This window comes from Cohnella sp. LGH, assembly GCF_017671885.1.
In the GTDB taxonomy this organism is placed as follows: domain Bacteria; phylum Bacillota; class Bacilli; order Paenibacillales; family Paenibacillaceae; genus Cohnella; species Cohnella phaseoli.
Genome location: NZ_CP072117.1, coordinates 673,126 through 689,042 on the forward strand (window position 1 = coordinate 673,126; position 15,917 = coordinate 689,042).

11 protein-coding genes are annotated in these 15,917 nt (G+C 56.1%); 10 read left to right on the plus strand and 1 reads right to left on the minus strand.

What is annotated here, in order from left to right; genetic code table 11:
* The 10 genes from J4772_RS02695 to J4772_RS02740 all read left to right on the plus strand — a co-directional run bounded on the left by J4772_RS02695 (nucleotide 1) and on the right by J4772_RS02740 (nucleotide 13,569).
* Nucleotides 1-1,101 (plus strand): DUF58 domain-containing protein, encoded by a 1,101-nt coding sequence (locus J4772_RS02695; protein WP_116063977.1) that lies wholly within the window; start codon nucleotides 1-3, stop codon nucleotides 1,099-1,101.
* Nucleotides 1,098-2,372, plus strand: a complete 1,275-nt coding sequence (locus J4772_RS02700; protein ID WP_209074060.1) for a DUF4129 domain-containing protein — start codon at nucleotides 1,098-1,100, stop codon at nucleotides 2,370-2,372. The genes J4772_RS02695 and J4772_RS02700 overlap by 4 nt, the downstream gene beginning before the upstream one ends.
* A 626-nt stretch (nucleotides 2,373-2,998) precedes the next feature.
* Nucleotides 2,999-4,021 carry a response regulator transcription factor gene (locus J4772_RS02705; RefSeq protein ID WP_209074061.1) on the plus strand — a complete coding sequence of 341 codons (1,023 nt, stop codon included), beginning with the start codon at nucleotides 2,999-3,001 and terminating at the stop codon, nucleotides 4,019-4,021.
* Nucleotides 4,018-5,829, plus strand: a complete 1,812-nt coding sequence (locus J4772_RS02710) for a cache domain-containing sensor histidine kinase (protein WP_209074062.1) — start codon at nucleotides 4,018-4,020, stop codon at nucleotides 5,827-5,829. Before J4772_RS02705 ends, J4772_RS02710 begins: the two co-directional genes overlap by 4 nt.
* Nucleotides 5,830-5,926: 97 nt before the next feature.
* A complete protein-coding gene (locus J4772_RS02715) occupies nucleotides 5,927-7,459 on the plus strand; it encodes an extracellular solute-binding protein (RefSeq protein ID WP_209074063.1) in 1,533 nt (510 codons plus the stop codon).
* 57 nt (nucleotides 7,460-7,516) lie between these two features.
* Nucleotides 7,517-8,428: an ABC transporter permease gene (locus J4772_RS02720; RefSeq protein ID WP_116063972.1), complete on the plus strand. Its 912-nt coding sequence runs from the start codon at nucleotides 7,517-7,519 to the stop codon at nucleotides 8,426-8,428.
* Nucleotides 8,429-8,433: 5 nt separating this feature from the next.
* Nucleotides 8,434-9,291, plus strand: a complete 858-nt coding sequence (locus J4772_RS02725; protein ID WP_116064030.1) for a carbohydrate ABC transporter permease — start codon at nucleotides 8,434-8,436, stop codon at nucleotides 9,289-9,291.
* Entirely contained in the window at nucleotides 9,291-10,706 is a 1,416-nt protein-coding gene (locus tag J4772_RS02730) for a sulfatase family protein (protein ID WP_209074064.1), read from the plus strand. Before J4772_RS02725 ends, J4772_RS02730 begins: the two co-directional genes overlap by 1 nt.
* Complete coding sequence (locus J4772_RS02735) at nucleotides 10,703-11,983, plus strand: glycoside hydrolase family 125 protein (RefSeq protein WP_209074065.1); 1,281 nt, start codon at nucleotides 10,703-10,705, stop codon at nucleotides 11,981-11,983. Before J4772_RS02730 ends, J4772_RS02735 begins: the two co-directional genes overlap by 4 nt.
* Before the next feature lie 80 nt (nucleotides 11,984-12,063).
* The gene (locus J4772_RS02740) at nucleotides 12,064-13,569 is read left to right on the plus strand and encodes a sulfatase family protein (protein ID WP_209074066.1); all 1,506 of its coding nucleotides are present in this window, start codon (nucleotides 12,064-12,066) and stop codon (nucleotides 13,567-13,569) included.
* Between the two features lie 124 nt (nucleotides 13,570-13,693).
* Here J4772_RS02740 and J4772_RS02745 read toward each other — a convergent pair whose 3' ends face one another.
* Entirely contained in the window at nucleotides 13,694-15,841 is a 2,148-nt protein-coding gene (locus J4772_RS02745; protein WP_209074067.1) for an ABC transporter transmembrane domain-containing protein, read from the minus strand.
* Nucleotides 15,842-15,917: the final 76 nt, after the last annotated feature.

Genomic DNA, 15,917 nt, shown 5'->3' on the forward strand with positions numbered 1-15,917 from the left:
ATGTCGGCGATCATCTGGATCGTACTGCTGATGTTCGTGCTTTATATGGCGCAGAGGGTCCTGTTTAATTTTTTCGGGTTTCGGGGTCTGTCGTACTCCCGTTCTTTCAGCGCGTTTAGGCTACATGCGGGACAGTCGGTGTGGATGAGCGAGACGATCGCGAACCGCAAGCGCATGCCGCTTCCGTGGATGCGCGTGGAGACGATGCTGCCCGGCCAGCTTGAATTTAAGCAGCGCGAGGCGGATACGTCGATTCACCGGGGAGATCGGCTGCAAAACCATGCCAGCTTGTTCAGCGTTCCCTCTTATACGGAGATTGTGCGCAAGCACGAAATTATATGCACGCACCGAGGTAAATATAAAGTAGACAGCTATACCGTTACGCTGGGCGACTGGGTCGGGATTCCGGGCAAGTCGTCGCAGGGGAAGTCGGAATGCGAGCTGATCGTCTATCCGGCGCTGAGAGATCTTCGCGATTTTCCGCTGGACGCGAGGAAATATCTGCAGAGCGTCAGAAGCATGGCGAGCCCGATCATGGAGGATCACCCCGACGTCTCCGGCATTCGGCCATACCGGGAAGGGGACTCTATGCGTATGGTCAACTGGAGCGCCTCGGCCAAAACGGGGCAACTGCTGGTCCATAAGCGGGAGAGCATGCGGGACAACGACCTGATCGTCATTTTAAATGCGGAGCTGCTCGACCAGACCGGCAATCGGCGCATCGAGCCGGAGGATTTCGAGAGCGCGCTTAGCTATGCGGCTTCCGCCGCACAATATGTCATTTCGGGCGGAGGGAAGGCCGGTTTTATTTTTAACGGGATCCGAGTCGGAGAAGAGGCTGGCGTCTACAGAGCTCCGGTCAGGGGCGGTGCCGCGCATATGGACAGCCTTCTTGAAGCGATGGCGAGCTTCCGCCCGGTTACGGCGTTGGGACTGAGCTTCTTGCTGGAGCAGTTGGTCGAGGAACGTACGCGGGGGCAAAATTACTTGCTCGTTACTGCATTTATCGACGGCAAGCAGGAGGAACTGGTTCGTCGACTGAGAAATCAGGGAAATACGGTTCAGTTGCTGTTCGCGGTGAAAGGAGGAGTCGGTCGATGACCGGGAAAGCCGGGAAGCTCGGGATGAGAATTTTGCTGGAAGCCGTGCTGTGGCTGCCCGCTCTGCTGCTGCTTACTGCGAGGATGAGCCTGCCGGACAAGCTTGGAACGGCTGCGATCGCGCTGTTCTGCATCGTTGCCGGACTTATCGTCGCCCGCCTGCCTTCGCTGTGGCATAAGCTTGCGCTGCTGACGATCTCTCTGGCATTAGTCGCTGTAGGAATAGTATGGTTCACGGATCAGCTTCCGCTGCTGATCCTGCTATGCGCCGCTCTCTGGAGAGGGCGGTTTCGGCGTTTCGATTACTGGCAGTACGCGTTCGCATTCGGCATATGCTTCTTGACGCTGTTGGCGATTGCGATAAATGAAGCCTGGGTCGGCTACCGAACGGTCACCGTTGTGTTGAGCGTGCTATGGATGATCGGCTGGTTCGTCTCATTTAACCGCAGCTTGATCGAGAAGGCGGGTCTCGACAACGGCATCGTTACTCGAACGGTGCTTCTGTCCAGTCGCAAATACGCAATCGTGTTTACGGCGCTGGGCGTGCTTGCGATTGCAGTGACCGTCGGCTATGGCGAGAAGTGGTTGACTCCGAAAAAAGTCAACATGTCTCCGATCCTGGAGGACATCGGGGTGGAGCTGGAGCCGCCCGCGCAGATGCAGCCTCAGTTTCCGCTGGAAGGAATGAAGGAGGCCGGAAAGCCAAGCCCGATTTGGGATTACCTGTTCTGGGTGTTCTCGGGGTTTGCCTTAATTGGCCTGGCCTGGTTCGTCAGACTGCTGTGGAGGGATCGGACATGGACCTGGCGCGGCTTGCTCCAGAAGATTAGTGACTGGTTTACGAGAGAGCAGCGCGTCGCGGAGCCGCTCCCGTACGTCGAAGAGCGGCGCAGTCTGCGCAACGAGAAGAAAGCGAGGCAGGGAGGACTGGCATCGCTGCTGCGCGGCAAACGCTCCCGCACGGATTGGGATAAGCTCAGCAATTCCGAGAAGGTGCGGCGATTATACGAGGAGGCGGTGGAGGCGGGCATTCGGCAGGGCTACGCTTTTCGGTCTGCGGATACGCCCGGCGAAACGCTGGAGTCGCTCGAGAGCTGGCAGACGCAGCGGTCGACCGCGCCGGACAAAAGTCGCCGCCCAACCAAGGATCGCCAAGTCGACGATGGGAGCTGGCTTCGCCGCGTTCGCAGAGGCTTAGCCGACCTGTACGGCAAAGCCAGATACAGCTCGCACGATATTTCCTCCGAAGAGGTTGAGGAGCTGCGCACCTAAAAAAGCAATATGCAGACCGGCGGTCACAGCGAAGGAAGCTGTGACCGCCGGTCTATTTGGAGATTCGGCTAAAGTTGGTGCTGACAGGATGCAGGGCCGGTAAGAACATGCGGCTCCGGAAGCGGGTGCATAAGACCGCAGGAGGGACTTATCCGCCACATTCGTTCCGGGAACGGGTGCATAAGACCGCGGGAGGGACTTATCCGCCACATTCGTTCCGGAAGCGGGTGCATAAGACCGCGGGAGGGACTTATCCGCCCCACTCCACCCGAGATTAAGCCAATAAGCTCATGCGACGACACTTTTAGAGTAAGCGTCAAACCTGCCCCACCTTCAGCAGCGGCGAAACCTATGAGAGAATGAGGCAAACGTAAGAAACGGGAGGTTGCCTCATGTCGAATAAGGAAGTACGTCGCCAAACATGGCTCGCGCGCATTAGATTTATTATTGTTGCTCCGATAGCCTTGTAATCAAGAAACTGAGCCGTCAGCCCATTCCAAGAAGCCATCTACATTTTCCCGGACGAGTTACGGTGATATTCTGCATAGACTGGCCGATCGTAACGGAATCGGGTAAACTATTCAGAACATCTAACAGACATCAAAAGCTACCGGGAGATGAACAATATGTATACGATCGTCATCGCGGAAGACGAGCATTGGCTGCGCAGCGAACTCGTCGAGATGGTTTCGCGCATCGGCGGGGAATTTGCCGTCGTCGGAGAAGCGGTGGACGGAGAAGACGCTTGGCATATGTTGAACGAGCTGTGGCCGTCCATCCTGCTGACGGACATTCGGATGCCGAGGATGGACGGGCTGCAGCTGATCAAGGAAATCGACGAGACCGGAATGCCGATCGTGCCGATCATCATTAGCGGTTACGACGAGTTTACTTACGCGCAGCAAGCGGTTCGTTACGGCGTCTCCGAGTATCTGATGAAGCCTGTGCTGCAGGAGGAACTGCAGGATGCGCTGAAGCGGTCTCTCACCCGCATGACGATGCTGGGCGAGTTGAACGGATGTCTGAAGCGGATCAATACGTTTCTGGACGCCGTTCCGACTCTGGATTCCCGAAGCAGACAGAGCGAGCTTGACGACCTGCTCCGTCATATTTGGAACACGCCTACCGCGCATACGCGAAGCCGCGGCTCCATTTTCTCCATATTTGAACGCAAGTGGATCGAATTGATTCAAGGGATGGATCCTTCGTTCCAAGCGGCAGGTACCGGCGGCGGCTGGAACGAGCGGGCAGAGACGGCGGAAACGTTCCGCAAGCTGCTGGAAAGCTGGTCGTTTGTCAGCGTATCGCAATCCGGGCAGGAAACCAGACAGGCGATGGTCCGCGCTTGCGACTATATCGACGGGCATTACATGCAGCCGCTCACGCTTGGCCAAATGGCGCAGCGGGCCAATTTAAGCCCTTCTTATTTCGGTCAGCTGTTTAAGCAGTATGCGGGCGTTTCGTTCATCGCATACTTGAATAATGTGCGCATCGATAAAGCGAAAATGCTGCTGCTGGAAGAGGACATCAAAATCTACGAAGCGGCCGAGATGGTCGGCTTCGTCTCGCTCCCCCATTTTAACCGGATGTTTAAATCGCTGACCGGCAAAACTCCGAACGACTATCGCAAAGGCATGGGTTTGAAATGAACATCAAGTTTTTGACTTCCTATCGGACGCGAATGACCATCGGTTTTCTGCTCGTGATTATGCTGGCGCTGATCGTCGCGCTGACGATTGCCGACCGTCAGGTAGGCCGCGTTATCGGGCGGGACGTGCGGCAGCTGTCCAGCGAAGCTGCTGCGCGTTTTAACTACGATATCGATTCGTACGTGGAACAGCTTGCCGAATCCGCCGCTCCGCTCGCCGCCGGGGAGCAGCTTCAGCATTTCCTGCGGGAGAGTGCGGCCGCCAAGCCGGAAGAGACGGAAGCGATCGAGAAGGAGCTGCGCAAATACGTGGCCACCAATCGCCCCGAGATCGCCGGCATGTTTCTGATGTCCAAGCACGACAAGCTGATTTCGATTTTCAGCTATTATTATTCGCAATCCAACTTCTACTCGAACGAGCCCTGGTTTTCTCTTCCGTTCGGGGAAAGAATAGAACTGTACCCGACCCACTATACGAAGTATCCGAATCAGGCGCCGTTCCCGGTATTCTCGGTCATCCTTCCGATCTTCGACGTCGAGACGGTGGAGGTGGCCGGACATTTCGTGCTGGACATTATGCCGGAGAAGGTGATCAACAAGTTCGGCGAGACCGGTCTGGGGCGCACGGGCTATCACTTCGTGGCATCGTCGGACGGCATCGTCGTCTACCATCCGAACAGGGAGTGGATCGGCAGGTCGATGTCGGAGACTCCGCTGGACAAGCTTCAATATGCGCTGTCCGACACGGCTAGTAAGGTAAGCTGGGAAGGCGAGGAATGGTACGTCTCCGTCAACCGCTCGAACCGGATGAACTGGAATATTTTCTCGATCGTTCCGTCCGCAGAGATGGAGTCCGGACTGCAGGCCGTGCGGATGTCGATCATTTGGACGTTCGTCATCGTTTCCTTGCTTATTCTGATTATCGTTCCTTTGCTGGCGAACCGCTTCACCAAGCGGATCGTCGTGCTTAAGAATGTCATGGCCAAAGCAGCTACAGGAGATCTGGACGTTCGCGCAGAAGTCAACGACAGGCCGGACGAAATCCATTACTTGTATCGCGGGTTTAATCAGATGATGGATCGGCTGCAGAAGCTGGTGGACGAGGTGTACGAGCTTCAGCTCAAGGAGATGCAGCTGTCGATCCGTCAGAAGGAAGCGGTCATTCGTTCGCTGCAGAACCAGATTAACCCCCACTTGCTCTACAATACGCTTGGCATTATTAAGAGTATGGCGTATTTGGAAAATATGCCGAAAATCGAGAAGATCGCCCGCAGCTTGGCGGACGTCTACCGCTATACGGCCCGTTTCGAGAACGAAGAGGTGACGCTCCGCGACGAGCTGGACATCGTCTCGAAGTATTTGGAGATCGTGCGTCTGCGTTTTCCATCCAGCTTTACCAGCATGCTTTCTATCCCGGACAAGTTTCTGTCCAGCCCGTGTATGAAGCTGACGCTTCAGCCGATCGTCGAAAACGCGGTGAAGTACGGCATCGAGCCGCGCGGCGGAGACGGCGCGGTCATCGTAAGCGCCTACGACGAGGGAGAGGATCTGCTTGTCGAAATTGCCGATAACGGCAAGGGAATGCCGCAGGAACAGCTGGACGAACTGCGGGCCATGCTGAAGCAGGCGACGGAAGAGCCGGACAAAGCGTCAAGCGGGGAAGGCTCGCTCGGACTGCCTAATGTGCACGCGCGGCTCGTTCTCCGCTATGGCCGGGATTACGGCGTGCGGCTTGATTCGTTTGTCGGACAGGGAACCGTCGTTACGGTTCGCATTCCGTTCAAGCGTCCAATCGTCTCAACTTCGTGAAATTGAGTAAGAAATCAAGAATCCGGATAAGGCGGTCGCAGACCGTCTTATTTATACTTGGGGAACAAACAAAGAATAGTCCCAAGGAGGAGTCGAAATGAAAAAATTCAGTTTGCTGCTTTGCGCGTTCACCGCGTTTGCCCTGGTTCTTGCAGGCTGCGGCGATAAAGGAGGAGGCGCGTCTCCCGCAGCATCCCCATCGTCGAGCGGAGCCTCGCAGTCGGACGACACATCGAAGAAGCTGACGCTGACGATGATGGTCAGTACGGCGGCCGGAGGCGGATGGACCGACGATCACCCGATGGTGAAATATTTGAACGACAAATTCAATATCGATTTGAAATTCCAATGGGTGCCGGGAGACAGCTACAACGAGAAGCTGAACGTGCTCGCCGCATCGAACAATTTCCCGGACCTCTTCCAAATCTGGGATGCTTCAACCTACAGCAAGTGGATGCAAAAAGGCGTGTTTCTCGACTTGCAGCCTTTGCTTGCAGACTACCCTAACCTCGTCGGCAACGTGACCGAGGAAGCGATGACGATGATGAACCCGAAGGGAAAAGTATTCGGACTCCCGATGTACGCTCCCGCCTTCCGCAGCAACCTGTCGATCCGTCAGGATTGGCTGGACAAGCTCGGTTTGAAGACGCCGGGAACGGTCGACGAATTCTATGAAGTCGCCAAAGCGTTTGCGACGAAGGATCCGGACGGCAACGGCAGACCGGATACGATTGGCTTCAGTATGTCGGTATCCAATAGCGGCGATATTCTGGGCATCGATTACTTGAAGGGCGCTTTCGGCTTGGCTAACCGCTGGAAGGACGACAACGGCACCTTGGTGGCTATGCAGACGCAGGCCGAAGAGTGGAAAGCGCTGGCGACATATTTGCGCCAAGCTTACTCGGAGGGCGTGCTGGACAAGGATTTCCCGGTGAACAAGGAGCGCGATCCGTGGAATAAGCTTGAAGGCAATACGAACGGCATTGCCGAGGTCAATCCGAACGAAGTGTATAAGCAGTCGGTACCGACGCTTCAGAAGCTGGCTCCCGAGGCCGACATCGTTCAGCTCGATCCGCCTGCCGGACCGACGGGGCTGCGATTCGCGAACACAATCACGAGCACGACGAAAATCGTGTTAAACGCCAAGCTCGACGAAGAGAAGCAGAAGCGTATTTTGCAGGTCATCGATTTCATGTTCTCCGATGAAGGCTATATTTGGTCGAAAAACGGCATTGAAGGCATTCACTATACGAAGAACGGCGACACCTACGAAAAGCTGGACGCCTTCGACAACGACCGTCCGCAAATTTTGTCTACCTGGTTCATCCGCCGTTTCGATCCGGGCATTCAAATCCGCCTCTGGGACGATAAAACCTACGTGGACAAAGTTTTGGCCTGGTTCGAGAAAACCGAGCCGTACGCTTGGACGAACCCTGCCGCTGGATTGATCTCCGAGACGTTCTCGAAGAGCGGCATCCAGCTGGACCAGAAGTTTTCTGCGGCCATCGTCAAAGTCATTACCGGAAGCGCGCCGGTGGAATCGATCGACGACGCGGTGAAGGCATGGAGAGACGGCGGCGGAGACAAGATCATCGAAGAAACGAACGCCCTGTACGCTGAATTGAAATAAGGCCGGAGGAGGGAGAGTCGCATCAGCTCTCTCCCTCTTCTCATTGGAGGTGCAACGATGCCGACGTCAGATATTCGCGGAAGACTGCGCCGCGGCCTACCGCTCTATGCTCTCATTTTGCCGGGGGCGCTCTTCTTCCTGTTGTTCCGTTACTTGCCGATGGGCGGTATTCTGATCGCGTTTCAGGATTTTGAACCGTTCGACGGCTTTATGAACAGTTCGTGGGTAGGCTTCGACCATTTTGTACGCCTGTTCGGAGATGCGGATTTTTGGATGCTGTTTCGCAACACGCTCGTGCTGAGCGCGCTTAACCTGTTTATTTTCTTCCCGGCGCCGATCATTCTCGCATTGCTGCTTAACGAAGCGCGCATCCGCATGTTTCGTCGGGCAGTACAGACGATCACATATATGCCGCATTTTCTCTCCTGGGTTGTCGTTGTCGGCATTTCCGTGCTGCTGTTCTCTACGCAGGAGGGCGCGATTAATCAACTGTTAGCCTCTAACGGTTGGGGGCGGATCGAGCTGCTGACCGATTCGAGCTACTTCCGTCCGCTATACGTGCTGATGAACATTTGGAAGGAATCGGGCTGGAGCGCGATTATTTTCCTCGCGGCGCTGGCTTCCATCGATCCTACGCTGTACGAAGCCGCGGTCATGGACGGCGCCAGCCGGTGGAAAACGATGCTTCATGTCAGTCTGCCCGCCTTGCGCAACGTCATCATCATTCTGTTTATTTTGCGGCTGGGACAGACGATGGAGACCGGTTTCGAGCAAGTTCTGCTCATGCAGAACTCGCTTAATCTGGATGTGTCGGACGTGTTCGACACGTACGTCTATCGGAACGGCGTTCTGACGGGCGAATACAGCTACACGACGGCAGTCGGACTGTTCAAGTCGGTCATCGGGCTTGTCCTGATCGTCGCGGCGAACGGGTGGGCCAAGCGTAAAGGCGAGGAGGGAGTCTATTGAACCGAATGTCAGGATCGGACCGCACTTTCATGGCGGTCGTGTACGCGGTGCTCATCGTGGCTACGCTTGTCGTCGCCCTTCCGTTTCTATACGTCGTCATCGTCTCGTTCGCGACTAAAGCGGAGGTGCTGTCCCGTGGGTTCTTCCTTGTTCCGAAAACGTGGTCGCTTGACTCTTATCAATACTTGTTCCGGGAGCGCAATTTCCTGCTTTCCTTCCGCAATTCTCTGTGGATTACGCTAATCGGTACATTCGTCAACATCGCACTGACCAGTATGATGGCTTACGGCTTGTCGAAGTCGTGGGTGGTCGGACGCAAAACGATGAACATGCTCGTGTTGTTCACAATGTTGTTTAACGGCGGCATTATCCCGACTTATCTCGTGGTGAACCAATTCGGTTTGCTGGATAGCTATTGGTCGATCTGGCTGACGGCCGCGATTGCCCCGTTTAACTTGATCGTAATGAGGGGCTTCTTCCAGAGCTTCCCTTCGGAGCTGGAGGAGGCGTCGCGCATCGACGGCTGCGGAGAGCTGTATTTGTTCCGTAAAATCGTTCTTCCGCTGTCGATGCCGGCGATCGCGACGTTCACGCTGTTCTATCTGGTACAAAACTGGAACACGTACTTTAACGCTTTGCTTTACTTGAACGATTCGGCGAAATGGCCTCTGCAAGTGTTTCTGCGGCAGATGCTGATCGAAGCTGCGGATTCTTCGATGACGCTGGAAATCGAAGGCTTCGAATTCGGTCCGCCGGTCAAAATGGCGACGGTCGTAGTAACGGCGGTGCCCTTGTTGGTCATTTATCCGTTCTTCCAGAAGCACTTTAATCAAGGCATGCTGTTAGGATCGGTGAAAGGCTGATGAGTAAACGGCCTTCAATCGTCTTTCTGATCGCCGACGATCATCGGTATGAAGCGCTAGGTTCTTCGGGCAACCCGATTGTGCGCACGCCAGTTTTGGATGAGCTGGCTGCCGGCGGCGCGGCGATGCAAGGCACTCACATTTTCGGCGGCTTGACGGGCGCGGTATGCGCCCCGAGCCGCGCGTGCGTGCTGACGGGGCAGTCGATCTTCCGCTCGATGATCGGCTGCGATCCGGCGGAGTGGACTCATTCCACCGATATTCGCCCGGAGGTGCCGCTGCTTCCCGAACGTCTGCGCGACGCGGGGTATCAAACCTATGCGGTTGGCAAATGGCACAACGATAAGGCGAGCTTTGCCCGCAGCTTCGAGGGTGGGGATAAGCTTTTCTTCTATGGTATGAGCGATCATTGGCACGTTCCGGTGCAGGCGTTCGATGCCGAGGGGTTATACGGCAAGGAGCGCGAATATGTGGAAACTCGTCATTCTTCCGAAGTATTCGCGGATGCTGCGATCGATTTTCTGGAGCGTCACGACGGCGAACAGCCGTTTTTCCTGTATGTCGCGTTCACTGCGCCGCACGACCCCCGTACGGCTCCCGAGCCGTACGCTTCGATGTTCCAGCCGGAGGAATTGTCGTTGCCGCCCAATTTTGCCGAGGAGCATCCGTTCGATAACGGCGACTTGGGCGTGAGAGACGAGCGTTTGGCCTCCATGCCGCGCCGCGAAGAGGAAATCAAGCGGCATCTGGCCGACTATTATGCGATGATCGCTCATCTGGACGCACAGGTGGGACGCATCGTCGACTACTTAAAAGCTAAAGGGCTGTATGACGACACCTTGCTCGTTTATACGGCAGATCACGGCTTATCCATCGGGCAGCACGGTCTGATGGGCAAGCAGAACGTGTACGATCACAGCGTACGGATTCCGTTGCTGCTGCGCGGGCCGGGCGTCGAAGCGGGCGCGAAGCCGCCGGGGCTGCTCAGCAACATCGACATTGCGCCGACCGTTGCCGAGCTTGCCGGTTTGCCGGAGCAGCCGAACGCCGACGGCGTCAGCTTTGCCGGGCTGCTGCGCGGCGGTGGCATTAGTGCGGGTGCAAATGAGCCGCTGCCGCTGAGAACGCATGTATGTACGGCCTACCAAGACTTGCAGCGGATGGTAAAGGATCGCCGCTGGAAGCTGATTCGCTATTACCGCAGTCCGGCAAGCGGAGCGGGTATCGATCGCATTCAGTTGTTCGATATGGAAGCCGATCCGTGGGAAACCCGCGATGTTAGCGGGGAAACGGCCAACCGGAAAGAGCTGGAGCGGCTGGCGCAGCTGCTGCAGACCTGGATGGACCGCCACGACGATATTTTGCGCCATGTGCCTATATTGGGGCCGACAATTCCCGGAGGTGACTCTGTATGATAGCAATGCCCGATTCCGTCGTCCGGCTGTTGGCCGAGGCCGACGTCAAACTGGCGGATCGCCCGAAGCTGCTGGAGATGTTTAAAGCTTGCTTCGTCAACACGCTGGAGACGACGACCAAGGTGCTGGAAGATGGCACGACGTTTGTATTTACCGGCGACATTCCCGCCATGTGGCTGCGCGACTCGAGCGCGCAGGTGCGCCACTACTTGCCGCTTGCGGCGAACGACCCTCAGCTTCAAGAGTTAATTGAAGGCCTGCTTCGTCGTCAGCTTCATTTTATCGGCATCGATCCGTATGCCAATGCGTTTAACGAGGCGGCCAACGATAACCGGCTCGATTGGGACGAGACCGAGCTGAATCCGTGGATATGGGAGCGCAAGTACGAGGTCGACTCGCTCTGTTATCCGCTTCATCTGGCCTATCTTTACTGGAAAGAGACCGGGAGAACGGCGGTATTCGACGACACGTTTCGCGAGACGGCTCGGCAGATTATCGCTCTCTGGACGACGGAGCAGCGGCATTTTGAACAGTCGCCTTACCGTTTTGCACGCCATACGGGGCCGAAGTCGGATACGTTGCGCAATGATCGGATGGGCATGCCGGTCAATTATACGGGCATGACTTGGTCGGGTTTCCGACCGAGCGACGATGCCTGCAAGTTCGGCTATTTGATCCCTTCCAATATGTTCGCGGCAGTCGCTCTGGGCGGCGTCGCGGAAATCGCGGCCGACGTATACCGCGACGAGGAGCTGGCAGCGCAAGCCCTAAAGCTTAAGGAAGAGATCGAGTATGGAATCGAAACGTACGGAGTGACGATTCATCCGCAGTACGGCCGCATTTACGCCTACGAGACCGACGGCCTCGGCAACTACAACCTGATGGACGACGCCAATGTGCCGAGCCTGCTGTCTATTCCGTATCTCGGGTACAAACCGGCGGATGATGAAACCTATCGCAATACCCGTCGTTTTATTCTCAGCGAAGCCAACCCTTATTTCTATCGCGGTCAAGCGGCGCAAGGAATTGGCAGTCCGCATACGCGTCATCGCTACATCTGGCATATTGCGCTCAGTATGCAATTGATGACGGCTGACAACGACGCCGAGCGGGCAACGCTGCTGGAAATGCTGCTGTCGACGGATGCAGGGACCGGCTTTATGCACGAAGGCTTCGACGCCGACGATCCTAGTCTTTTTACTCGACCTTGGTTTGCCTGGTCGAACAGCCTGTTCGCCGAAGCGGTTCACAGATTGATGTTGGAGGGGCGGTTATAGGTTTGCCGCGCTGTTCGCAATCTACTGACGAAAAAATGTTAAATTAGGATGATAGACTGCACTGAAAGGAGATGACGAAGATGACAGAGGTAAGTAAGGCGGCTTCGGGTCGCCCGAATATTTTGTTCATCCAGACCGATCAGCAGAGAACGGATACGTTATCCGCGTATGGAGGAAGCATCTGTCAGACGCCTCATCTGGACCAACTGGCAGAGGAAAGCATCGTGTTCGACAATGCGTACACAAGCTGTCCGGTATGTACGCCTGCGCGCGCCTCGATCCAAACCGGCTTGTACCCGTTTAAGCACGGCATGCAGACGAACGGGTATGGGATGGGAAGCATGGTGCAGGAGCTTCCCGATACATCGCGGCTGCTGAGCCGCCGTTTGGAGGAAACCGACTATAGTCTCGGCTATACGGGCAAATGGCATTTGGGAACGTCGGGGCCGGAGGAGCGGTATGCGAACGGCAATCTGGGCTATGTTCGTTTTCCCGAACTGGCGGCAGGAATGCGCTCCTTGCCGACCGATGTCGGCTATGAAGGCGACGACTTCGGAGGGCATGGTCTGGGCGGTATGTATTACGCGGCGTTTAAGGCCTACTTGCAGGACAGAGGACTGGAATGGAATCTGATCAACAAGCTGTCCGGTCACTTCGAGGGCCACTTCTCGGCCGAGCTGACGACGCCGGTCGAAGGGACGGTCGAATACTATTTGGTCGATCGGGCTATCGAGCATATCGATCGTTTCCGCGAGCGGGATAAACCGTTTTTCTTCTCTTTGAATTTCTGGGGCCCGCACGAGCCGTACATCGCGCCGACGAAGCATCTGGATATGTACCGGGACGTCGAGATTCCGCCGTGGCCGAATTTTGACGACGACGGAACCGGCAAACCTTCCATTCATCGCATCAAGCAGGGAAGTAAATCCTGGGAGGACTTCGTTCCGCACATTCGTCATTACTACGCGTTCATGAGCAGCATAGACGAGCAGATCGGCCGTTTGCTCGATTATTTGAAGGAAAACGGGTTGTACGACAATACGATCATTCTGTTCTCCGCGGACCACGGCGAGTCGCTTGGCATCCACGGAGGGCTGTGCGACAAGTCTTTTTACATGTATGAAGAAACATGCCGCATTCCGCTTCTGGTCAAGCCCGCAGCCGGAACGGGCAAGCCGGGCCGGGAAGCGAGTATGGTCGGAACATGCGACATTCACGCAACGATTCTGGATCTGGCGGGAGCTGGAGAGCCGGAGCAAGGCAGCGACGGCAGATCGTTCGCGCCGATGCTGGAGAACAAAGCGATCGAGGACTGGCCGGATAGCATCGTGACGGAAGGAGCCGGCTTGGAGAGCGTTATGTACACGCAGCGGATGATCCGCAAAGGCGACTTCAAGTATGTGTTTAACTGCGGAGACACGGACGAACTGTACGATCTCGCTCGCGACCCGCACGAGCTGCGCAATGTGATTAACGACAGCGAATACTTGGCTGCTGCGGACGACATGCGACAGGCTCTCGTGAATTGGATGAAAAAGCATGAGGACGGATTGCTGAAGCAGTACACTCGTCTTCGACTGGCGTAGAGAGAATCCGCATGCAATAAGCACGCGAGGCGGTCCTATCGGCGAAATAAGAAAAGCTGCAAGCCCATCAGCTGGCTTGCAGCTTTGTTTTATCCCCATTTGAAGATCAAGGCCGGCCAAGGGTTCATAGCCGAGCCCGAAGCGTCTGTTCCACCGCCTGAAGAATGTGGGGGGATTTGGCCGTAAGCGCCAAGAAGGCGTCCCTTCTCATGGAGATGACGACGGCAGGCCCAAGCGCCCGGACCGTAGCCGTTCGCGGTATCCCCTTGAGCAAGGCGATCTCCCCGAAATGATCGCCGTCCTGCAAAACTGCAACCCTGCGATCTTCCCCATCGGAACCGCGCTTAACTACCTCGAATTTTCCGCGCACGATTAGATAGAACTTATCTCCTGAATCTCCCTCGCGGACGACAGAGTCGCCTTCCTGCAACGTTTCCGTCGCAAACAGATCGGCAAGCTCGCGAAGCTGCTCGGACTCGACGCCCTTGAAGAAGGGCAACTGGGCCAACCGGTCTGCGTCGACGCTCACATGCAGTCCGTCTTGCGACAGCACGAACCCGTGCTGTTTGTTCCACATTTCGCGATACAATCCGCCGCGCCGCAGCAATTCCTCATGAGTGCCGGCTTCGACGACCCGCCCGTCCTGGAATACGAAAATCAGATCCGCTTGTACGACGGAGTCGAGCCGGTGCGTGACCGAGACGACCGTCGCGCTGCCGCGAAGACGCCGAATGCTATCGTTGACCCCGGCTTCGGAACCCGGATCAAGCGCGGACGTTACCTCGTCGAGCAGAAGAACTTCCGGCTTCTTCAACAGCGCTCTTGCTATGGAGACGCGCTGACGCTGCCCGCCGGACAACGAAGCTCCCTCATGGTGAACGGGCGTGTCATAGCCCTCCGGCCACGCTGCAATCGTATCGTGGATATGTGCGAGCTTGGCCGCCTCGACGATCTCCGTCTCATTCGCATCTGGGCGCCCCAGTAAGAGGTTATCCCGGATAGTCGTGTTGAACAGGAACGATTCCTGCGTGACAACGGCGGTTCTTTGCCGTAAGGAGGCTTCGCTAACGTCGCGCAGATTCTGTCCATCGATCGATACCGTGCCTTGCCTCGGATCATAGAAGCGGGCCAGCAGTTGAAGGGCCGTACTTTTGCCCGAGCCGCTCGGACCGACGAACGCCGCATAGCTTCCGACAGGTATGCGCAGGCTAACCGCCTTGAGTTGATCGCTATCTTCGGTGTACCCGAACGTGACCTCGTCCATTGTAAGTCCTTCGACAATTGGAGGCAGCTCGATTGGACGCTCGACCTCCCGCAAATCCGGCTCATAGTCAAGAACCTCCGCAATCCGCTTAAAACTGCTCCCGGAATCGATCAGGCCGGGAATGACCAGCGTTAAGTTGGAGGCGGCCTGTCCGACGCTCATAAACAAGGTGAAGAAGGCCATGAATCCCCCAATGGAGAGCTGATCCTGGAAGATCAAGTAACCTCCGAATCCGATCATCGCGCCGTTGAGCAGAAGCAAAACCGTAAGCGGCAGACGTTCCAGCAAGGAGTTGGTGACGTGCATTTTCAAGCCAAGCGTCAGGAGCGACTGGATATGCAAACGAGCCCTTTCCAACAACAAGCTCTGGCGGTGATAGGCGTGAACGGTGCGATGACCCTTCACCGTCTCGTCGATCAGGTTGGTGAAGCGCTCCTGTGCCTCCTTGTAGCGGAGGTTGGCGGATTCCGCACGTCCTTGAAGCAGTCGGGGACCGGCCATCATCAGCAGCGAACCGAATACCATGACAAGCGTCAGCTTCCACTCAAGCGAGATCAGCATGGCAAGGCCAAGCGCGACGCTTAAAGCCTCTTTCAGAAAAAAAGGCAGCGAGAAGGTGGCGACTCGTTCGACAGAGGCCATATCCGAGGAGAAGCGAGCGACAATGTCGCCTACTCGAAAGCGCTGAAAAAATGGAGCGGATTGCTTCTGGATATGTACGTAAAGGTCGCTGCGCAGCTTCTGAACGACCCGTCCGCTCAGCTTGTTCAGCGCATATTCGCCGGCCAAGCCCGCCGCGAGGCTGAGCAGTCCGCCGCAGAGCAGAAGCGAGAAAATCAAATAGAAAGCTTGGACGTCCTTGGGACCGAAAGCTTCGTCGACCAGATATTTTAGGCTCACCGGGGCGCCGACCGCGTAGGCGACCTCAAAAAGCAGACCGATCAGGAAGAAGACGAGCAGCGGCTTATGCCTAGCGAAATGCCTCATCATCGTTCGAATAAAGTGCAAAATCTATCGCCTGCCTTAGGATTGGATCTTTTCTCCTTTAATAATAGTGAGCGCCGCTCTAAAAAACTACCTTTTC